Origin of the sequence: Lapidilactobacillus achengensis, assembly GCF_003946655.1 — a bacterium.
GTDB classification, from domain to species: Bacteria; Bacillota; Bacilli; order Lactobacillales; family Lactobacillaceae; genus Lapidilactobacillus; species Lapidilactobacillus achengensis.
On sequence record NZ_RHOV01000007.1, the window covers coordinates 55,535 to 75,658 of the forward strand.

A 20,124-nucleotide genomic window follows, 5' to 3' on the forward strand; every position below is an offset into this window, starting at 1 on the left:
CTACCAACTCATTTGCGCCTGTAAAATATAGTAACCTTTATCCCGTTGCCGCACTTGCGCAAGGGGATATTTTTCTTGGAGTAATTTCAGGGCTGACGGCGCCCCCTGCTTCTTTTGCAAAACAGCCAAGAGTTGACCCTGATCAGTCAAATGTTGCTGCCCTGACGTAAGAAAATCGCGGACAACCGCCTTACCCGCACGCACTGGCGGATTCGTCAGAATCAAATCAAAACGCTGATCAGTCAAGGCTGTGTATGCTTGACTGGCCAAAATGGTCACCTGATCCGCGACTTGGTTGACCCGGGCATTCTCAACCGCTAGATCCAGCGCCCGTTGGTTGACGTCCACCATGGTCACTTGCGCTTGGGGGTAAGCCTTGGCCACACTGATCCCTACCGGCCCATAGCCACACCCCAGATCCAGACAAGTGAAGTCCGGCTTAATGGCCGCCAACGCCGCCAGCAAAGCCGCGCTACTATTCAGCAACACCACCGTCCCGTAGTCCACCCGCGACCGCGAGAAAACCCCACGATCGGTGGTCAATTGCAATGACTGCCCCAGTAAGGTGAAGTCAAATGTTTCCCGTTGATGGTCTAGCTCCGGATCGTTCTCAAAATATTGATTAGCCATCTGGTTACCCCATTTCTCTCATTGATTCAAACTGCCTTGCTCATTATAGCATGGATTCCCGCCAGCTTTGTTAGTGGATTTGTCCCCAGATACCCCTTTCAACGAAATTGATGAAAAAAAGAGTGAGAGCCACCCCGGGTTGCTTCTGAGCATTAACCTAGCAAAGGTTTTGGAAGCCGTACTTTGCTTCCGGAACCTTTGCGTAGCTAAGCGGAAGAAGCTGGGGTGGCGAACACGTTTCAATCATGCCCGCGGCTTGCGCTGCGCGTGGCGTTGGTGGTTGACAGATGTGGTGGGGCTCCAGGTCGGGCTGGGGGTGGTGGAACGCGGCGGGCTGGGGGTGGTGGAACGCGGCGGGCACGACTTGAAGCTTTTCGGAAACCCGCCGAAAATCTTCAAGCTCGGCCTTATTGTAGGCGATAAATCGCCAACAATAATATCGCGGCTGACTCACCCCCAGCCCGACCTTCCGCCTGACGAACGAACAGCCCACCAACGCCAGAGTGCGAACCATCCCGGTAGCTTCTGAGCATTATCCTAGCAATTGTTTTGGAAGCCGCACTATGCTTCCGGAACCTTTGCGTAGCTAAGCGCAAGAAGCTAGGTCGGCGAACACGTTTCAGCGCCACGCTCCGCTCCAGCCGCTTAGCCTTATCTGATTAGGTTAAACATCCATATTTACAAGCAAGCTATATCCAATTGATTTAGTGTCACGCAGTTGGCAATCATGATTTTGTCGGTTTGATGATTAAATCCTGCATACTGTGCGTGGCATCACTCGTGGACACGTATTTAAATACGTGTTAGAGTTAATGCTGAATTCAGCTAGTTGTCAAAAGTTCCAATCAAGAAAGGCTAACAAGATACTTAGGCAAGATGGTTGGGTATGAAGTTAGAACTACTGTTGATCACCTTCCCTTCATGCATCCAAACAAGCCTGTAATTGTAACGGTTCCACAACCTGTCATGAACTTACCGCTCGGAACGCATAATAGCAGCTGCAAACAGGCCGGATCAAGTGGGACCCGACTTGGTATCCAAGAATAAACATGAAGGAGCCCGCTAACATGAAATATTTATATATCGCGACACTTACAAAAAATAAAAGCAATCAATACGAAGTTGAATTTCCTGATCTGGCACCCAATGCCGCAACATTTGGCGATAATCTACCGAAAGCAATGTCCATGGCTAAGGACGCGCTGGAAGGCTATTTATTGGTCGCGGAGGATTATCACGTAAAACTGCCAAAACCCTCCAGTGAAAATGTCACCTCTGTACTTCCCGGCCAACTGATAATGCCCGTAGAAGTTGATACAACTATTGCTCGTGAACGCGCGGCAAACAAACTCGTCAAGAAGACCTTAACTATTCCCAAATATCTTAACGACCTGGGAAATGAAAATGGCATCAATTTTAGCGCGACGCTGACGGCGGCGCTTGAAAAAAAGCTGGGAATCAGATCCCAACCTTTAGGGAGCGCCGGCGGTACAAATCAAAATGTACCGCCGCTTGACCGCAATAATTCGCAAGTGATCGATAAATAGGCAAACAAAAAAGCGACCGTAGCCGCCTTAATTGGCGATGATGGTCGCTTTCGCTTGTTTTAAAGTTGTCCTGCTTACTTGAAAGTAACAGTAGCGCCGACTTCTTCAAGTTTAGCTTTGATTGCTTCTGCATCTTCAGGAGCAACTGCTTCCTTGATGATTGAAGGAGCTTTGTCAACTAAGCCTTTAGCGTCTTTCAAGCCTAATTCAGTGATTTCACGAACAGCCTTGATGACCTTAACTTTTTCTTGGCCTACTTCAGTCAATTCAACATTGACTTCAGTTGGTTCTGCGTCAGCAGCAGCTGCGCCAGCACCAGCAGCAGCTACAGGAGCAGCTGCAGTAACGCCAAATTCTTCTTCGATTGCTTTAACTAAATCGTTTAATTCTAAGATTGTTGCATCTTTTAATTGATCAACAATTGCTTGTGTGTCTAAAGCCATTTTATTTTCCTCCAATTAGTTGGGTATGATTAACTTAAGCGGAACTTAAGCTGCTGGTTCATCGTCTTTTGCTTCGGCAACAGCCTTAACAGCATAAGCGACATTGCGAATAGGTGCTTGTAATACAGAAAGTAACATTGAAAGCATCCCGTCGCGGTTTGGCAAGGTAGCCAATTCGTTGATGGCTTCCAAAGTAGCAACTTTACCTTCAATGATGCCGCCCTTGATTTCAAGCGCGTCAACCGTCTTAGCAAAGTTAGCCATGATCCGTGCTGGAGCAACAACGTCGTCATATGAAAAGGCAACGGCGGTTGGACCAGTGAATGTTTCGTCTAAGCCTTCGTAACCAGCCTTGTCAGCGGCACGACGTAAATAGGTATTCTTAACGACCTTCATCTCAACCCCTGCTTCACGTAATTGCTTACGTAATTCAGTTGCTTGAGCAACAGTCAAACCCAAATAGTCAACCACAACAGCGGACTTAGCCCGTGAGAACTTGTCGAAAACTTCATCAACAACAACGGCTTTTTTTGCGATAATTGCTTCACTCATTTGATTCACCTCCACATATTCATTATTTCTCTACGAGGAGCCCGAAAGAAAAAATCTCCGCGTCCAAAGACACAGAGATTCTGATTACTCATTCATCATCTGGCCTCGGCAGGATATTAAGACGTGAGTCACCTGAGTCTTCGGTAGAAAAACTATTCTTAAATAAGATAGCACGCCAAGGCATGCTTGTCAATCACTGTTCGTTGCTTACAACGAGTTAGCGTCAACCGTAACACCAGGGCCGAATGTTGTTGTAACCGTCAAGCTCTTGATGTAAACGCCCTTAGCAGAAGCTGGGCGGACCCGCACGATGCGGTCATTGAAAGCCTTCAAGTTTTCTAACAATTTCTCGTCTGAGAAGCTGACCTTGCCGATCGGTGCGTGGATCAAACCAGCTTTGTCAACACGGTAAGTAACCTGACCAGCCTTAACGTCGTTAACAGCCTTGGTAACATCCATTGTTACTGTGCCTGTCTTCGGGTTAGGCATCAAGCCTTTAGGTCCTAAGACCCGACCTAAACGACCAACTTTAGCCATCATTGGTGGTGTTGCCACAGCAACATCAAAATCCAACCAGCCGCCTTGGATCCGTTCAACTAAGTCATCAGAACCAACGACATCAGCGCCGGCTTCTTCTGCAGCTTTAGCTTGTGGGCCTTCAGCAAAAACGACCACGCGTTGAGTTTTACCAGTACCATTAGGTAAAACCAAAGCGCCCCGGATCTGTTGATCAGCTTGTTTAGGGTCAACGGATAAATTATAAGCAACTTCAACAGTTGCATCGAATTTTGCGAAATCGATTTGTTTCAATAACGCAACAGCTTCTTCAGCTGAGTATTGTTTGTCTTTATCGACTTGCTTTAGTGCTTCAACGTATTTCTTGCCATGTTTTGGCATTATTTTTCCTCCTTGCAAATGTGGTCAAATGGACTTATAGTCCTCCCACTTGATCAAACAATTTTCATTGTTTATCCGACTAACAATCAGCGAGCAGTTTAGTCAGTGACTTCAAAGCCCATACTTCTTGCAGTACCTTCAACCATGCGCATTGCTGCTTCTACATCAGCGGCGTTTAGGTCTTGCATTTTGGTTTCGGCAATTTGACGAACTTGGTCTTTAGTGACCTTAGCGACCTTCTTGGTGTTCGGTTCGCCTGAACCATGGTCCACACCAGCAGCCTTCTTCAAAAGAACGGCAGCTGGAGGGGTCTTCGTTACGAAATCGAATGAACGATCTTCATAAACGGTGATCACAACTGGAATGATCATGCCTGCTTGGTCAGCAGTCCGTGCGTTGAAATCTTTGGTGAAGCCCATAATGTTGATACCGGCTTGACCTAATGCAGGACCTACTGGAGGCGCTGGCGTTGCCTTACCAGCTGGGATCTGTAACTTAACGACATTTGCTACTTTTTTTGCCACGGGATAAAACCTCCTTAATCCGTGTTGTGGTAAATGGAGATCAGTGATTTCTCCTCCCACATAAAAGCACACTAGAGTAATATAGCACACTCGGCCGGGCTCTAGCAATACTTCTCAAAATATTATTCAAAAAACTACCATCGAAGCGGCAGTCCGGGTCAAAACCGGCTTAAACCAGTTTGTCGACTTGGTTGAAATCCAACTCCGCGTTGGTTTCCCGGTTGAACATATCGATAACCACTTTCAACTTCAACTTCTCTGGATCAACTTCGATGATTTTACCGGTCATGCTGGCAAACGCGCCATCGATGATCTTGATGGTTTCGCCAACACTGAAGTCAAGTTCCGCATGACGACTACTCATGCCCAAATCACGCAAAATATGGTCAATCTCGCTTTGCAACAATGGCGCCGGCTTACTTCCCGCACCGTGACTCCCAACAAACCCAGTGACGCCCGGCGTGTTCCGAACCACGAACCAAGCCTGGTCAGTCATCACCATTTCAACCAAGACATAGCCAGGGAAGGTCTTGCGCATCTCTTCTTTTTCCTTGCCATTCTTGATTTCGCGTTCGCTTTGTTCCGGCACGATCACCCGAAAAATATTATTTTCCATTCCCATTGATTGGGCCCGGGATTCCAAGTTTGCCTTCACTTTATTCTCATACCCAGAATAAGTGTGGAGCACATACCAATGTTTTGCTACTGATTCAACCATTTTGCTGATTCCTTTCTTTTTTGCCAAAATAAAAAAACTCCGCCAACACGAAGTTTTCTGATTGACCTTAGTATACTGAAAAAATGACCATGCTGCAAGTCACAAGCGATTTTTTACTGAAACTATTTCAAAACAAACAGTTTCAATAACTTGTTGATCACGAAATCGCACAACGCGAAATATGCCGCAAACAGAACAGAAGTCGAAACAACCACCCAGCTGTCTTTCCGTGTTTGCTTCATTGTTGGCCATTCGACCAATTTCATTTCTTGACCCACGCTACCGAAAAATTTAAATAACCGTTTCATTCGCCTAACTCCTCAATTCCGACACCCAGACAGACCTTGCGCGATCTGGGTACTTATCTGGTTTCTTTGTGCAGGGTATGTTTCCCGCAATGTTTACAAAACTTCTTAACTTCAAGCCGCTCAGTCCGTTGGTTATTCTCGGAAATCGTGTAATTTCGCGATCCACAAACGGTACAAGCCAGCGCAACTTTCTTAACTGCCATCTAGATTCCACCTTTTAAACTAGGTTAAATTTAGCATACCACCCACAAAAAAGCAAGCGCCGCCGGGGAAAAGAATGGGACGGCGCCCAGCAAAACAGACGCCGGCAGTCCTCATAAATCCCGAAATTGATTGGCGGGATTCTGGTCGATCGGACATTGAGCGGTCCAGCAGCCACGAACGTGACCAAACAAAAAGCCGCACAATGGCAGCTTTTTATCCACCCTAGTTCAAATTAGAAACCGTTTCAACTTGATCCGGCAACGCTCGATTCCGCGCTCCAATTGCTGGGGCGTACACCCCAACCGCTGACAAGTCGCGTCAACTTCGGCTTCATGAACAGCCACGCGGAAAGCCTGTAACTCGAAATAGGATAAAGTATCAAGATAGTGCGCGAAATCCCAGAAAATAATTTCCGGGAACACACCCTGCCCTTGCCAATCATACGGGAGCGACTCTTCACCAAGTTTGGAATCATACGAGATACTCTCGACGTCCGCACGACGTTTTAACGCCAATTCTCGACGAACCAAACTTCGCATATGATTATGGAAACGTAATTTGAAGAAAGCACCAAACTGACAATCGTGCTGTGTGCAAAACAATAGGCAGGTCTGATAACAAACGATCCGAGCCTCTTGTTGCCACTCATCCGGTCCAAAGAATCGCAAATAGTATTGATGCGACGCGTTTTGGATCATCGGTTGATATTTTGTCACTAGTGCTTCCAGCGCTTCCGAATCTCCAGTCTGCTGGACCGCGGTGATTAGTGCAAGTTCTGCTTGATTAACGCCCATACAACATCTCTCCAATATGGGCACTTTCTGACTCTTTCATCTTACCTAATTATATTCAATAGATAAAGCGAACAAGTGTTTATTAGCACATTATGGGCAATTATGAGAATTAATATTCAAATTAGGCCGTATATTAATCTTTGGTAACCAAAGGATGCCGCTGATCGAAGACGTGATAGAGCAAGACCGAGGTGGCCACACTGGCGTTCAAGCTTTGGACATGACCAATCATCGGGATGGTCACTAACCCGTCGACGGTTTTGGCAACCAGCGGCGAGATGCCCTTGCCTTCATTACCGATCACCAAGGCCATGGGTCCTCGGCTATTCCATTGACGGTAATCTTCGCCGGCCATTGCGGTCCCAAAGACCCAAATACCCTGATCTTTTAATTCCTTGATCGTTGCGACCAGGTTGGTGACCCGCGCGACCGGCACATGTTCCAACGCCCCAGTCGCCGTTTTCGCAACGACGGCGGTGACCCCTACCGATCGACGCTTGGGGATGATCACCCCGTGCGCGCCGATCGCATCGGCGGTCCGCAGGATCGAGCCGAGATTGTGCGGATCATTCAAATTATCCAAAATAATCAATAAAGGCGCTTCATCTTTCGCGGCGGCCTGAGCCAAGATCGTACTGACCGGCACATAATCATACGGCGCGACGGTGATCAAGATGCCTTGATGATTGCCTTGATCGGTCAATTCGTCCAAGCGAGTCTTGGGAACCTCTTGCAGGACCAAGCGATGCTGACTGGCAAATTCCCGGGCTTGATCCGCTAACTCACCATGCAACCCTTTTTGGAGGAAAATCTTGTTGACCTTATCGGCCGCGCCATCATTGATGAATGACAAAGCCGCGTGTTTGCCGTAAATAAATTCAGTTTCCGGCTGCAAGGCCTGATCTGACTGTTGCTCGTTGTCAGCTTCTGGTTGTGCTCGTTGCAGGCGGTCACGCCGTTCATAGCGGTCGCTTCCCCGAGGACCAGCGGAGGACCGGCGTTGTGGCCGGCGACCTGAACGTTCGTTGCCCCGGTCTTTGCCACAACCATTGTCCCGGTCATTCCCGCGTTCTGGACGCGACGCCCCTGTACGCTTATTCTTCATGATTTTGCTCTCCTTCGGCTGCTTCAGCCGCTTCGATCGTGGTGATACACCATTGGGCCAATTCCGTGATCCGTTCCGTCGCGGCGGCCAACTTCAAATAGCCGAAAACCGCTTCAAATCCAGTGGACTGACGATAGGTTGTCACCGAAGCGTTCTTCGCTTTGGTATAGCTTTTGGCGTTGCGCCCCCGATGGAAAATGCTGATCTCGGTCGCGGTCAGCACCCCTTGGGCCAACATCGTTTGAATCAGAAAAGCTTGGGCCTTGGCTGAGACATAGTGGACCGCCCGCTTTTGCAATTGATTGGGCTTGGAAAAGCCTAACTCCAGTAAATGCTGGCGAACGAAAACCTCATAAACCCCATCACCTAGGTAGGCCAAGGCGATGCCATTCAATTGCTGGGCTAAATTTGTATTGACTGGTTGACTCATTGTCGGCGCCACCTCGTTCCTTGGGCCGTATCTTCCAAAATAATCTGACGAGCGGCTAACTCGTCACGGATCCGATCGCTGGTCGCGTAGTCTTTAGCTGCCCGCGCCGCATTGCGCGCCACGATCAGATCAGCGACTTCGCTATCAACGCCTTCGGTTTGGCTGAGATCCACGCCGAAAACCGCCAGAAATTCATCCAGTTGACCCACATAAGCCATCAGATCATCCAATTTAACCGCCGGCGCCGCCGCATATTTATTGGCGCTGCGAATAAATTCGTGGACCACCGCGAGCCCGTTTTGGACATTGAAATCATCGTCCATCGCCGCAATGAAGTTCTGGCGAAATTCAGCGATCGCGCTCAGAATCGGCGCGGTACTGCCTGAAGTGGCGTCTTTGCGCCGATACAGCAGATTCGCTCGGGCCACTTTGAAGCGTTGGATCTCGTTCAGCGCGTCTTCCAAGCCGGCCTCGGTATAACGCAAAGGACGGCGATAATGGGTCCCCGCCATAAAGAAACGAACCGCTTGGTGGTCAAAATCGGCCAAGGCCGCCCGTGCGGTCACAAAATTGCCTAAAGACTTACTCATTTTCTCATCGTCGGTGCCGACCGTGACAAAGCCATTGTGGACCCAATAGTTGGCAAACTTTTGTCCAGTGTAGCTTTCACTTTGGGCGATCTCGTTTTCATGATGAGGGAATTCCAAATCTTCGCCGCCGCCGTGAATATCAATCGTAGCGCCAAGATACTTGATCGCCATCACCGAACATTCCACGTGCCAGCCAGGTGAGCCCGCGCCCCAAGGAGACTCCCAAGCCACTTCGCCAGGCTTGGCCGCCTTCCACAGCGCGAAATCGATGGGATCTTCTTTGCGAGCCGTTTCCGCGTCATTGGTCCGTTGACTTGCGCCCACCTCTAACTCCGACAGAGGCTGATGGGACAATTGACCATAGTTAGGGAATTGCTGCGCGCGAAAATAAACGTCCCCCGCGACTTCGTAGGCTAAATTCTTGGCGATCAGGTCGCTGACCAAGGCGATGATGCCGCTGATGTTCTCGGTGGCGCGGGGATGATAGGTGGCCGGTTCGATATTCAAGGCCGCCGTGTCCTCATTGAAGGCCGCGATGTACTTGGCCGCCACCGCCGCCACGGTCGTTTGTTCACTGACCGCTGTTCGCGCCAGCTTCTCGCCAATATCTGTGAAATTCGAAATATAATCAACTTGATAACCGCTAAATTCCAAATAACGCCGCATCGTATCAAAAGCTACGGCACTGCGCGCGTTACCGATATGGATGTAATTATAAACGGTCGGTCCACAAACATACATTTTGACCCGACCGGGCGTCAGCGGCCGAAAGATTTCTTTCTCCCGCGACAAGGTATTATATATTTTAAGCATACGATCATCCTCACTCAACTAACAAAAAAAGACTGGTCTACCGAACAACCTGTTCAGTTCCAGTCTTTAATATATCATAAAACCTTAACTTGCGGCAGATAAACCGTCATTAGCCTTTCATTTGCGCCAAAGTCTGGTCAATGTGCTTCAAAGTTTTGTCGCGGCCTAGCAATTCCAACGACTCGCCTAATTGTGGCCCGTGCATCGAGCGTGTCGTCGCGATCCGGATCGGCATATACAACTTGCGACCCTTAACGCCAGTATCTTTTTGCACTTGCTTGACTGCCGCCATGATCTGCACGGAAGTAAAGTGCGTGATCTGCGTTACGCCAGCCCGAAACGCCTGCAAAACTGGCAAAGCACTGTCATCAACTAATTCCTGCATCGCCGTTTCATCCAACTGTTCAGGTTCTTCAAAGAACAAGTCGGACAATTCCGTGATCTGCGCCGTATAGCTCATTTGATCCTTGTACAGGGCAATCAATTGCCGAGCCCATTCGATCTCATTGGGTTGCGGATCCGCTGGCATTTTACCAGCCTTGATCAAGGCGTGCAGGGACAGATCAGTGATCGTCTCGCTGTCGGCCTTCTTCACGTACTGATTGTTGACCCATTCCAACTTCTTAGCGTCGAAAGCCGCTGGCGATTTGCTCAAACGCTTCTCGTCAAACTCTTTGATCAATTCCTTACGATTGAAAACTTCATTCGTACCCACAGGTGACCAGCCTAACAAGGCGATAAAATTAAACATGGCATCTGGCAAATAGCCCAATTCCCGATATTGTTCGATGAATTGCAGCACACTTTCGTCCCGCTTGCTGAGCTTCTTACCGGTTGCCGCATTAATGATCAGCGTCATATGTCCAAAAATTGGCGGTTCCCAGCCGAACGCTTCATAGACCATTAATTGCTTAGGGGTGTTGGCGATATGATCATCACCACGTAACACGTGACTGATTTTCATCAAATGATCGTCAACGACCACCGCGAAGTTATAAGTTGGCATGCCATCCCGCTTTTGGATCACGAAATCGCCGCCGACCGTCTCCGCTTCAAAACTGATTTTTCCCTTAACTAAGTCGTTGAACTGGTAAGTCCGACCTTCAGGAACGTGGAACCGGATCACTGGTTGGAGCCCTTGAGCCTTCGCCGCCGCGATCTTCGCCGCTTTCTCCGCATCGGTCATGCCAGCATATTCGTAAACATAGTGCGGCATTTCATTGTTGGCGCGTTGTGCTTCCCGTTCAGCTTCCAGCTCGTCTTCGGTTTTGTACGATTCGTAAGCCTTGCCTTCGTCGATCAGTTGCTGGATCAGCGGTTGATAGATCGACATCCGTTCTGATTGCCGATAAGGACCGTAGTCGCCACCAATATCAGGACCTTCATCCCAATCCATGCCTAACCAAGTCAAGTTCTCCAACTGACTTTGTTCGCCACCAGCGATATTCCGCTTCGTATCGGTATCCTCGATCCGAATAATGAACTTGCCCTTGTTGTGTCGTGCGAATAAATAGTTGAATAACGCTGTTCGAGCGTTGCCAATATGCAAATGTCCAGTTGGACTAGGCGCATAACGAACGCGAATTTCATCCTTTGCCATGTTTGCCATACTTCCTTTTCTGAAAAAATACCAGTTTCTAGTGTAACGACTTTTACCGATTAAAACAAGGCTCCCCTTAAAAAAAGCCGAATTCTCATGGAAATGGTCTTGCGCCCGACCAAGATCAAACTCAAGACCCGTCAGAAAATAAACTTGCCTGCGCCCGTCCTATTTCTTGTTGGACTTCGGCCCGTGCTCAGTGATGCCATGTTGTGCGTGTTGCGGTTTGGCGAAAATCATCCGCCCCGCCGCTGTTTGCAAAGCGCTGGTGATCACCACTTTGATTTCTTTATTCAAGTAGTATTGGCCATCTTCGACCACGACCATGGTGCCATCTTCCAGATAAGCGACCCCTTGCTGACGCTCGGTTCCCGACTTGACCACCTTGACTACCATGTTTTCACCTGGGAGGACAGCGGGTTTCAAAGCATTGGCCAGCTGATTAATATTCAAAACCGGCACATTTTGGAACTCGGAAACCTTATTTAAATTGTAGTCGTTAGTCACCACAATGCCATCCAATAATTTGGCTAATTTGATCAGCTTACTATCAACTTCGGTCAAATCATCAAAGTCGCCATCATAATTCTCGATCTTGACCTCGGGATCAGCCTTCATTTCGTTCAAAATATCCAAACCACGCCGTCCCCGCGCCCGCTTCAAGCTATCCGCGGAATCGGAGATCAGTTGTAATTCGTGGACCACAAAACCCGGCACCAGCAAGACGCCTTCAACGAACCCGGTTTTGACCAGCTCGTGAATCCGGCCGTCAATGATCACGCTGGTATCCAATAACTTGTATTTGTGGAAGTTATCGTCTGGTTTGCGATCATAGATCAGATTTTCAACGTCATTACTCGGTTTCTTCTTGGTGAAGAGCTTCCGCCAATCTTCCATTTGCAACCCGATCCGCAGACCTAAATAGCCTAACATGACCATCAACAGAATCGGCAGGAACGTGTTGATCAGGACAATGTTGATTTTGTATAGGGGAATCGAGATCACATTCGCCAATAACAACCCGATCAAAAGAAACAAAGAGCCAAACAAAATCTTACTTGGATTGACATTCAAGATCTGCTTCTCCGTTTTTGCCAAAGAAGCAAGTAAAGGATCAATAATTGCTAGAGACAGTAAATAGAAAATAACGATGCCGATCAAGGAATTCATCCAAGGGGTGTTCAACCAAGCGCTGTTCTGCCAACCAAATAATTGCCACAATAAAGGCAGAAAGGAATAGCCGACAAAACCGCCGGCAACGGCTAAGATCACTTGGGTTATGATTCTTTTTCTTTTCATTTCATTCACCTCCTTTCAAGTTGCGAACTGACCGCACTAAAAATAAAAAACTATCACCTGAAACAGACAACGCGACGCGACTAGTCGAGCCTAATCAGTTTGGTCACCTCGGGGCTGATCCTGAAACGCCAAATAAATAGCCTGCTTGATCGTGCTGACACCAACAGCGGTGATTTCCTTAGGAATCTTCAAACCACCCAAGTTGTTTTTGGGCACGAAAGCTCGTTTGAACCCTAATTTAGCCGCTTCTTTCAAGCGCTCCTCGATCCGATTGACCCGGCGGATCTCACCGGTCAAGCCGATTTCTCCGACGAAACAATCATCTGGCGCGATTTCTTGGTTGCGGTAGCTGGAGGCGATCGCCAACGCCATCGCCAAGTCGATCGCCGGCTCGTCCAATTTGACCCCGCCAGTCGCTTTCAAATAAGCATCTTGGTTCTGCAACATCAAGTTGGCTCGTTTTTCCAAAACCGCCATCAACAAGGCCACTCGATTATGATCCAGCCCCGCCGCCGTCCGCTTGGCGTTACCAAACATCGTCGGCGTAATCAACGCTTGGATCTCAACCAAGATCGGCCGGGTCCCTTCCATGGCCACGACCACCGCCGAACCGGTCGCACCTGCTAGCCGTTCTTCTAAGAACAGTTGTGACGGATTCGCCACTTCTTGCAGGCCATCCTCATGCATTTCAAAAATCCCTAATTCATTGGTTGAGCCAAACCGGTTCTTGACCGAACGTAGGATTCGAAACGCGTGGTGCGTATCCCCTTCGAAATACAAGACCGTATCCACCATATGCTCTAAGATCTTCGGACCAGCAATGGCGCCATCTTTGGTCACATGGCCCACCACGAAAACGGTCCGTTGCTCGTTCTTGGCGATCTGCATCAACTCCGCCGTCACCTCACGAATCTGTGAAACACTCCCGACCACCGAATTTAGTTCCGGCTCGTTCATCGTTTGGACCGAATCGATCACCACATACTTCGGATCCAATTCGGCGATCGTCGCCCGGATCTGAGTCATATTGGTCTCTGGATATAAGTACAGCTTAGCACCTTTGACCCCTAAACGCGAAGCTCTGAGCTTAATCTGGGCCACGCTTTCCTCACCAGAAACATAAAGGACCTTTTCGCCAGTTTCTTGTAGTTGGCCACAAACTTGGAGCAACAAAGTGGACTTGCCAATACCAGGATCGCCGCCGATCAAAATCAACGAACCGGGCACAATGCCTCCACCCAAAACACGGTTTAGCTCCGGCATTTCGGTAGTGACGCGTGGTGTTTGCGCCAAGCTGACCTCGCCTAAAAGTTGCGGTTTACTGCGACTATCGCCATTGGAGCTGGCTCGGCGGCTCGGGGTCGCCTGGGTGCTGACCGGCGCGACTTTCTCTTCGACCATTTGGTTCCAAGCGCCGCAATTCGGGCAGCGGCCAAAATGTTGGGGCGCGGTGTAACCGCAATTCTGGCAAACGTACTGTGTTTTGATTTTAGCCATGGACCTCAACTCCTATCTAATGTATTCTGATCATTCCACAGCCACGCTGCGCGATGACGGCCTGGCTTGGGGCAATCTGAAAATAGCTTGTCCGCAGCTTGCGCTGCGCGCTTCGGGGTGAGCTCGCTGTGGGCGTCACTTTGAGCTTCGCAAAACCCGCGAATCTCAAAGCTGAGCCTTGTCCTAAGCGGCAGAGCCACTAAACGTGTTCACCGACCTAGCTTCCTCCGCTTAGCTACGCAACTATTCCGGAGGCAAGGCCCAGCCTCCAAAATAGTTGCTAGGCTAATGCTCAGAAGCTACCCAGGTCGGTTCACACTCTCACCCATTTCACGGCGATCTCACCCCGAAGCGCTCCGCTCCAGCCGCTCAACGTTATAACAGTCGTTTGAGCACTCCCGCCGACCGACAAGCTATGGCCGATTGATGGAGAACCACGCAATTGACGACCGTGGTTAGTGGTCACAAGCTTTGAATTGGTGACACCAGCGCAGTCTGCATGATGAACTAAGACAAGTCTCGATGAATCAACCGAATCGGTCGATTTAACCGATAATTGTTTATGGAACAGGTAAAGATGTTTAAATAATGCAAACTGTACCAACCAACTAATCCGAATCAGTTGGCATTGCCGTACCACCCAAAAAGGGGGGATTGTTTGACCTCTGGCTCGCAAAAGCACTTCGTCAAATCCTTCACTTCGATTGCAGATAGGCTCAATTCGGCCCAGCAACCGGCTGGGACTGCGCGGCTCAGTGGTGAAATTGTCCTTGGCGGCTTTGCCGCTTAGGACAAGGCTCGATTTGAAGACAATTCCCGCTTTTGGAATTGGCTTCAAACGATGCCCACCACGTTCCAGTCCGCAACAGCAGTCCCAGCCGGTTGCGCTCACGCGCAACACCCACTAAAATCCGCAATCAAGTCAAGAATCAAGAATGAACCCCCTACAAACCAAACAAAAAAACTAACGTCCCGAGGAGCCAAACCCGCCTTGCCGCTTCTGATCAGCCGGTTGATCGTCATCAGTGGTCAAATACTTGACAAAAATCCCTTGCCCCAAACGATCACCTTTCTTGATCAGCTGGTCGCGAATCCCGAAATTGATCAGTTGAAAGAAGATCTCGCCTTCATTTGCTTCATTATTATAATAATCCGCGTCGATCACGCCTACCCCATTAGGCAAACTCAAGAAACGCTTCAATGGACTGCTGGAGCGATTGACCAGCAACAATACCTCATCGGTCGGCATGGTCACCTTGATTCCAGTCGGCACCAGCAATGGTCGCAACGACTGCTCGGCCCGTTGGAAATCCTTGGTCATCAATTCATGCTCGTTGTTGATTTTACGAAACATTTTAACAAAATTCATTTTCCAGATTGATGGCAGCAAAAAGTCTTCCGCCGCCGCGAAATCATACCCAGCCGCATGCGTTGTTTGCCGTTGTGGCAAGGTCAGCCCTGCACCCTTAAATCGAGAAACCACTTCAAATCTTCGTTCACCCATGAAACCAAAACGCCTCCATTATCGATAGCTATCCAAGTATCTATCATACCATGAAACCGCCAACTTGACCGCATCAAGTCGCGGTCTTTGTCTAAACTTTAACTTTATTCAGCGGTGGCCATTATTCCCAGGCTGGCGCTATCGTTAACTTCCAAATTAAGGTAAAATGGAATCAAGATCAATTGATCGTGCTCCAAGATTATCGTTGTCAGATCTGTCTACAAACCAGAGTGCAAGCCGCCCCCGACTAGCTTCTGAGCCTTTGCCTAGCAATTGGTTTGGAAGCTGAACTTTGCTGCCGAACCAATTGTGTAGCCAAGCGTAGGGAGCCGGGGTGGCCAACGCATTTCAAAGGAGGAATTTCATGGCATTCGAATTTGAACCTGGTCGTTTCTACCAAGTGGATCAGCAGGGCCATTTACTGGCAGAAGTGACTTATCAACCTATTAAGGATGGCGCAGTCTATGCGCTAGATCACACCTTTGTCGACCCTTCACTGCGGGGACAGGGTGTGGCCCACCAATTAGTCGCGGCGGTGGTCGAGCTGGCGCGCCGTGAGGGCAAGCAGATTTTACCGCTTTGTCCTTATGCGAAGAAAGAATTTGATCGGCTGGCTGAATACGCCGATGTTTACTATAAAAATCCTGAAGGAGCACAATACGAACAATGAACGCAGATCAAATGAAGCAAATCGCCGCTGAGAAAGCCGCAACTTATGTTGAAGATGGCATGATGTTAGGTTTAGGCACGGGCTCAACTGTTTTTTATTTGGTGGAGGCAGTCGCACGCCGGGTCCAAGCGGAAGGCTTGCAGCTAACCGCCGTGGCCACCTCATCGCGCACGGCCAAGCAAGCCAGCGAATTGGGCATCAAAATGATCGACCTGAATGACGCGCCGACCTTGGATCTGACCATTGATGGCGCCGATGAAATCAGCGCCGATTTCCAAGGAATCAAAGGTGGCGGTGGCGCGCTGCTTTTGGAGAAGATCGTGGCCTTGAATTCTCGCCGCAACCTCTGGATCGTCGACGAAAGCAAAATCGTGCCCCAACTAGGCGCCTTCCCGCTACCAATCGAAGTGATTCCCTTCGGTTTAGCTAAGCTGACACAACGTTTAGAGGCTGAGGATCTGCACCCCGTACTACGCCGCCAAGCAAACGGCGAACTCTTCTTGACCCACAACAAGAACTACATTCTCGATCTGCACATCGGCAATATTCCCCACCCCCACGTGCTGGGCGAATGGCTGGATCACCAAACCGGCGTGGTGGAACACGGCCTCTTCTTGGACGTCGCCAAAACCGTCGTCGTTGGTCATCCCGCTGGCCCCGAAGTCTTACAAGCACCACGCTAATTCGATTCTCAAAACACATCGCCAGCGCGATGTGTTTTTTTAGTTGAAAAAGACCTTGCAGCCGATTCAATAACAATCAGTTGCAAGGCCTTTTAGAAGTAATCTGCAATCGGCCGGTCAAGTTACTGATCCAGCTGCCAAAACCATCCAACCCTTCATCAGCCTAGGTCGTTAGCTAACAATCTAAGGAGGATTCACCTGTGACAATGGAAAATGATCAGAATGAATTATTTTATCTTTACTATAAACGTTGGATCACGGTCTATAAGGAAGGTGCCATTCGCTCAATCACCATGGCGAAATATTTAATGACTTACAAGTGGCTGGTCAAGTTAATTCCGAACTTGAAGATGTGCGAGTTAACGCGCATCGCTTATCAGCAAATGTTGAACGATTATGCCCAGGAACATGAGCGGCAAACCACGATGGACTTCCATCATCAAATTAAGGGCGCCATCTTAGATGCGGTGGATGAAGGTCTCATCGATCGGGATCCAACGCGCAAGGCGATAATTAAGGGGAAAACCCCACGCGAAAAGAAGCCTAAATATTTAAACCAGTTTGAATTGCAAACAATGCTAAGTACTTTACACCTGACAGCCGAGGTCAATTGGGATTGGTTCATCCTCCTGGTCGCCAAAACTGGGATGCGTTTCTCGGAGGCACTGGCCTTGACCCCTAAAGACTTTGACTTTGCCCACCAAATGTTGACAATCAATAAAACTTGGAATTACAAAGGCGGCGGTGGTTTTTTACCGACGAAAAATCAATCATCCGTTCGTAAAATCCAAATCGATTGGCAAACCGTGATCCAATTTTCAGAGTTGATCAAAGGTCTTCCTGAGGAACAACCCATTTTCTTGACCGGTTCAGGCAAAATATACAATTCAACGGTAAATGATATTTTAAAACGTGCTTGCGAGCGCGCTCAAGTGCCGGTTATTTCAATTCACGGCCTCCGTCACACCCACGCTTCGCTTTTACTATTTGCCGGCGTTTCAACCGCCAGTGTCGCGCGACGACTGGGCCACGCCAGTATGACAACAACTCAGAAAACATATCTGCACATTATTCAAGAATTGGAAAATCAAGACGTTGACCTCGTTATGCGTTCCCTTTCAGGTTTGAGCTAAATAAAGTCTAGCTAACGACTTACGCTGATGAAGAGCGATAGTATCGTCGAGCCCCTTAAAGAATAATCCTATTTTAGTTTGTTCTATTTCACTAGGAACATAAACCTTTTGATCTTCGAGATCCGATTTACTTAGATTACCAATTGCCCCATTCCCACCAGAAACAAAAATGTTTATAAATTTACTATACCAGGAAGAACTCATAATAGCATTTACAAATTCCGGTTTTTCAGCCCTTGCGACAAGCATAAATCCACCATGAACAGTATCATTTTCAATCCCTTCAATCAAAGCATGCTTACCAACTAAACGGCTAGATCCATTTGCAGAAGTGATAAGAATATCCCCATTTTTCACGTTGTCAATTTTAACTACCTCTTTATTTACAAAGACATCGTCCGATTTAATTAAAAAAGTATCTTCTGCAATATTGGAAGAACGAAGAACCCTAACACCATATTTTTGGACATCGGATGGCTTATATGTTAAGCCTCGTCTTACTTCAGCTAAATTTAAGAACTTACGCTCTTCCCAAGCGTCAGTGCTACTCTTTCGGTTTCACCTGCTCACCGAGGGTCGTTTCAACCCCTAAAATCTTCAATTGTTCGGCGATTTTGGCTTCCAAATCGGCAATTTCTTGCTTATCTTGAGCCAACATCCGGTTAACTTCATTTAAGTCGATCGGTTCCTCCTCTTCGAAGGTGTCCACGTAGCGAGGAATATTCAGATTGTATTCATTTTCCCGAATTTCTTCAATGGACGCCAGATGGGCATATTTGGCCACATCTTTTCGCTCGTGGTAAGCGTGAATGATTTTCTCAATATTCGCGTCGGTCAAATGGTTCTGATTCTTGCCCTTTTCAAACTCCTTCGAGGCATCAATGAAGAGAATATCCTTGGTTGTCCGCTTCTTCTTAAACACAATGATTGTTGTCGGAATGGTCACGCCGTAGAACAGGTTTGCGGGGAGCCCAATTACGGCATAGATTCGATTACCCGTTTGGTGCTCAATCAAGTTCTTTCTAATTGTACCTTCAGCCGCACCACGAAAAAGAACGCCGTGTGGTAGAACAATTGCCATCGTGCCGTTCTCATTCAAATGATAAAGACTGTGGAGCACAAAGGCATAATCCGCCTTCGTCTTCGGTGCCAATTTGCCATAATCCTTAAAGCGAGGGTCTTTCAGTTTGGATTCGCTATTATCCCAGTGTGCTGAGTAAGGTGGGTTAGCAACAACAGCGTTGAAGTTACGCGGATGGTCCACACCTTTCGCGTCAAGTCCATCAGGCCAGTCGCTTTCCAACGTGTCGGCATTAGACAAGGTCATGTTATTAAAGGAAACCCCATGCATCATCAGATTCATCCGTGCCAAGTTATAAGTCGTTGTATTCTTCTCTTGACCGTAGAACTTAATGGCGCCGGCTTTATCACCACCGGGGACCTCACCTTGGACTGTCAATAATAACGAGCCAGAACCACAGGTAGGGTCATAAACAGAGAATGTTTGATCTGACGGCTGTAAATTCTCAGTGACAATCTTCGCTAAAATTTTGGAAACTTCATGCGGTGTGTAGAACTCGCCACCTTTTTTTCCGGCGGAGGCCGCAAACTGTCCAATCAGGTATTCGTAGATCGAACCGAGAATATCTTCTCCATCCTGCCCAACAAACTCGATTGTATCGACCAGCTTTACGATTCGGTTTAAAGACTTGGCCCGTTCATTGGTCGAGGACCCCAACCGGGAATCCCCCAGATTAACATCATTGAAGACGCCGCGGAAATCTTGAACAGCATTTGCATTGAGTTCCGCGTTCTCATTGAAATTATTGAAAATCGTTTGGTAGTCGCTAGGGATAACCTGGCTATTGTCAATCTTGTACACTAGAGATGCCCACGTGTCATCCGGCGCAATCGCATAACCCAAGCTAGAAGAAATGTCTTTCAAATAGTCTTTCAATTCTGCATTATTGGCTTCTTCCAAATAAGCTTCATTAACCGATTGACCCTCAGCCAGATCGAGTACATGGTTGTTGATCAAGTACTGCTCTTGGTGTTCTGATAAATAACGATAAAACATAAAAGCCAAAATGTAGTTCTTATACTCAGAAGCGTCCATATTGCCGCGGAGTTCATTGGCCATGGCCCAAAGTTTCGAAGTGATTGATTGTAAATCGTTCATTGTC

Annotated in this window: 24 protein-coding genes, 1 pseudogene and 1 other annotated feature; of the genes and pseudogenes, 5 read left to right on the plus strand and 20 right to left on the minus strand. The window is 48.2% G+C overall.

What is annotated here, in order from left to right; all coding sequences use genetic code 11:
• On the minus strand, positions 1–630 hold the full coding sequence (locus tag EKM94_RS05755; protein WP_125598859.1) for a class I SAM-dependent methyltransferase: 630 nt from the start codon (positions 628–630) through the stop codon (positions 1–3).
• A 73-nt stretch (positions 631–703) separates the two neighbouring features.
• Between EKM94_RS05755 and EKM94_RS05760 the strand changes: the two genes are divergently transcribed.
• Positions 704–1,159 carry a hypothetical protein gene (locus EKM94_RS05760; RefSeq protein WP_125598862.1) on the plus strand — a complete coding sequence of 152 codons (456 nt, stop codon included), beginning with the start codon at positions 704–706 and terminating at the stop codon, positions 1,157–1,159.
• Positions 1,160–1,697: 538 nt separating this feature from the next.
• On the plus strand, positions 1,698–2,177 hold the full coding sequence (locus tag EKM94_RS05770) for a type II toxin-antitoxin system HicB family antitoxin (RefSeq protein ID WP_191987496.1): 480 nt from the start codon (positions 1,698–1,700) through the stop codon (positions 2,175–2,177).
• A gap of 74 nt (positions 2,178–2,251) precedes the next feature.
• Here the strand turns inward: EKM94_RS05770 and rplL are convergent, their stop codons facing one another.
• From rplL to EKM94_RS05855, 17 genes are all read right to left on the minus strand, one after another.
• Entirely contained in the window at positions 2,252–2,620 is a 369-nt protein-coding gene (rplL, locus tag EKM94_RS05775) for a 50S ribosomal protein L7/L12 (RefSeq protein ID WP_125598864.1), read from the minus strand.
• Positions 2,621–2,665: 45 nt separating this feature from the next.
• Complete coding sequence (gene rplJ / locus EKM94_RS05780; protein ID WP_125598867.1) at positions 2,666–3,172, minus strand: 50S ribosomal protein L10; 507 nt, start codon at positions 3,170–3,172, stop codon at positions 2,666–2,668.
• Positions 3,173–3,211: 39 nt separating this feature from the next.
• Positions 3,212–3,334, minus strand: a sequence feature (ribosomal protein L10 leader region).
• A gap of 45 nt (positions 3,335–3,379) precedes the next feature.
• Complete coding sequence (gene rplA, locus EKM94_RS05785) at positions 3,380–4,069, minus strand: 50S ribosomal protein L1 (RefSeq protein WP_125598870.1); 690 nt, start codon at positions 4,067–4,069, stop codon at positions 3,380–3,382.
• A gap of 98 nt (positions 4,070–4,167) precedes the next feature.
• Positions 4,168–4,593 (minus strand): 50S ribosomal protein L11, encoded by a 426-nt coding sequence (gene rplK / locus EKM94_RS05790; RefSeq protein ID WP_125598873.1) that lies wholly within the window; start codon positions 4,591–4,593, stop codon positions 4,168–4,170.
• Between the two features lie 169 nt (positions 4,594–4,762).
• Positions 4,763–5,311 carry a transcription termination/antitermination protein NusG gene (gene nusG / locus EKM94_RS05795; protein ID WP_125598876.1) on the minus strand — a complete coding sequence of 183 codons (549 nt, stop codon included), beginning with the start codon at positions 5,309–5,311 and terminating at the stop codon, positions 4,763–4,765.
• Between the two features lie 122 nt (positions 5,312–5,433).
• Entirely contained in the window at positions 5,434–5,619 is a 186-nt protein-coding gene (secE, locus tag EKM94_RS05800; RefSeq protein ID WP_125598879.1) for a preprotein translocase subunit SecE, read from the minus strand.
• Between the two features lie 53 nt (positions 5,620–5,672).
• A complete protein-coding gene (gene rpmG, locus EKM94_RS05805) occupies positions 5,673–5,822 on the minus strand; it encodes a 50S ribosomal protein L33 (RefSeq protein WP_125598882.1) in 150 nt (49 codons plus the stop codon).
• Between the two features lie 228 nt (positions 5,823–6,050).
• Positions 6,051–6,617, minus strand: coding sequence for a sigma-70 family RNA polymerase sigma factor (locus EKM94_RS05810; RefSeq protein ID WP_125598885.1), 567 nt, complete (start codon positions 6,615–6,617; stop codon positions 6,051–6,053).
• Between the two features lie 133 nt (positions 6,618–6,750).
• Positions 6,751–7,722, minus strand: coding sequence for a 23S rRNA (guanosine(2251)-2'-O)-methyltransferase RlmB (gene rlmB, locus EKM94_RS05815; protein WP_225422170.1), 972 nt, complete (start codon positions 7,720–7,722; stop codon positions 6,751–6,753).
• Entirely contained in the window at positions 7,712–8,152 is a 441-nt protein-coding gene (locus tag EKM94_RS05820) for a Mini-ribonuclease 3 (protein ID WP_125598888.1), read from the minus strand. Before EKM94_RS05820 ends, rlmB begins: the two co-directional genes overlap by 11 nt.
• Positions 8,149–9,555: a cysteine--tRNA ligase gene (cysS, locus tag EKM94_RS05825; protein WP_125598891.1), complete on the minus strand. Its 1,407-nt coding sequence runs from the start codon at positions 9,553–9,555 to the stop codon at positions 8,149–8,151. Before cysS ends, EKM94_RS05820 begins: the two co-directional genes overlap by 4 nt.
• A gap of 109 nt (positions 9,556–9,664) precedes the next feature.
• Positions 9,665–11,155 carry a glutamate--tRNA ligase gene (gltX, locus tag EKM94_RS05830; protein WP_125598894.1) on the minus strand — a complete coding sequence of 497 codons (1,491 nt, stop codon included), beginning with the start codon at positions 11,153–11,155 and terminating at the stop codon, positions 9,665–9,667.
• A gap of 168 nt (positions 11,156–11,323) precedes the next feature.
• Positions 11,324–12,454: a PIN/TRAM domain-containing protein gene (locus tag EKM94_RS05835; protein ID WP_125598896.1), complete on the minus strand. Its 1,131-nt coding sequence runs from the start codon at positions 12,452–12,454 to the stop codon at positions 11,324–11,326.
• 90 nt (positions 12,455–12,544) lie between these two features.
• Complete coding sequence (gene radA, locus EKM94_RS05840; protein WP_125598899.1) at positions 12,545–13,951, minus strand: DNA repair protein RadA; 1,407 nt, start codon at positions 13,949–13,951, stop codon at positions 12,545–12,547.
• A gap of 5 nt (positions 13,952–13,956) precedes the next feature.
• Complete coding sequence (locus tag EKM94_RS05845; protein ID WP_125598902.1) at positions 13,957–14,151, minus strand: hypothetical protein; 195 nt, start codon at positions 14,149–14,151, stop codon at positions 13,957–13,959.
• 113 nt (positions 14,152–14,264) lie between these two features.
• Entirely contained in the window at positions 14,265–14,789 is a 525-nt protein-coding gene (locus EKM94_RS05850; protein WP_125598905.1) for a hypothetical protein, read from the minus strand.
• Positions 14,790–14,915: 126 nt separating this feature from the next.
• Positions 14,916–15,455, minus strand: a complete 540-nt coding sequence (locus EKM94_RS05855; protein WP_125598908.1) for a dCTP deaminase/dUTPase family protein — start codon at positions 15,453–15,455, stop codon at positions 14,916–14,918.
• Between the two features lie 364 nt (positions 15,456–15,819).
• Here EKM94_RS05855 and EKM94_RS05860 point away from each other — a divergent pair, with 364 nt between their 5' ends.
• The 3 genes from EKM94_RS05860 to EKM94_RS05870 all read left to right on the plus strand — a co-directional run bounded on the left by EKM94_RS05860 (position 15,820) and on the right by EKM94_RS05870 (position 17,941).
• Positions 15,820–16,125 (plus strand): GNAT family N-acetyltransferase, encoded by a 306-nt coding sequence (locus EKM94_RS05860; RefSeq protein ID WP_125598911.1) that lies wholly within the window; start codon positions 15,820–15,822, stop codon positions 16,123–16,125.
• The gene (gene rpiA, locus EKM94_RS05865) at positions 16,122–16,808 is read left to right on the plus strand and encodes a ribose-5-phosphate isomerase RpiA (RefSeq protein ID WP_125598913.1); all 687 of its coding nucleotides are present in this window, start codon (positions 16,122–16,124) and stop codon (positions 16,806–16,808) included. The genes EKM94_RS05860 and rpiA overlap by 4 nt, the downstream gene beginning before the upstream one ends.
• Before the next feature lie 206 nt (positions 16,809–17,014).
• Positions 17,015–17,941 (plus strand): site-specific integrase, encoded by a 927-nt coding sequence (locus tag EKM94_RS05870; protein ID WP_125599012.1) that lies wholly within the window; start codon positions 17,015–17,017, stop codon positions 17,939–17,941.
• On the opposite strand, the pseudogene EKM94_RS05875 reads toward EKM94_RS05870, so the two are convergent.
• A pseudogene (locus EKM94_RS05875) lies at positions 17,927–18,466 on the minus strand (restriction endonuclease subunit S); the annotation flags it as partial. The gene EKM94_RS05870 and the pseudogene EKM94_RS05875 sit on opposite strands and share 15 nt — an antisense overlap.
• Before the next feature lie 19 nt (positions 18,467–18,485).
• Positions 18,486–20,120, minus strand: a complete 1,635-nt coding sequence (locus EKM94_RS05880) for a type I restriction-modification system subunit M (protein WP_125598916.1) — start codon at positions 20,118–20,120, stop codon at positions 18,486–18,488.
• Between the last annotated feature and the right edge of the window lie 4 nt (positions 20,121–20,124).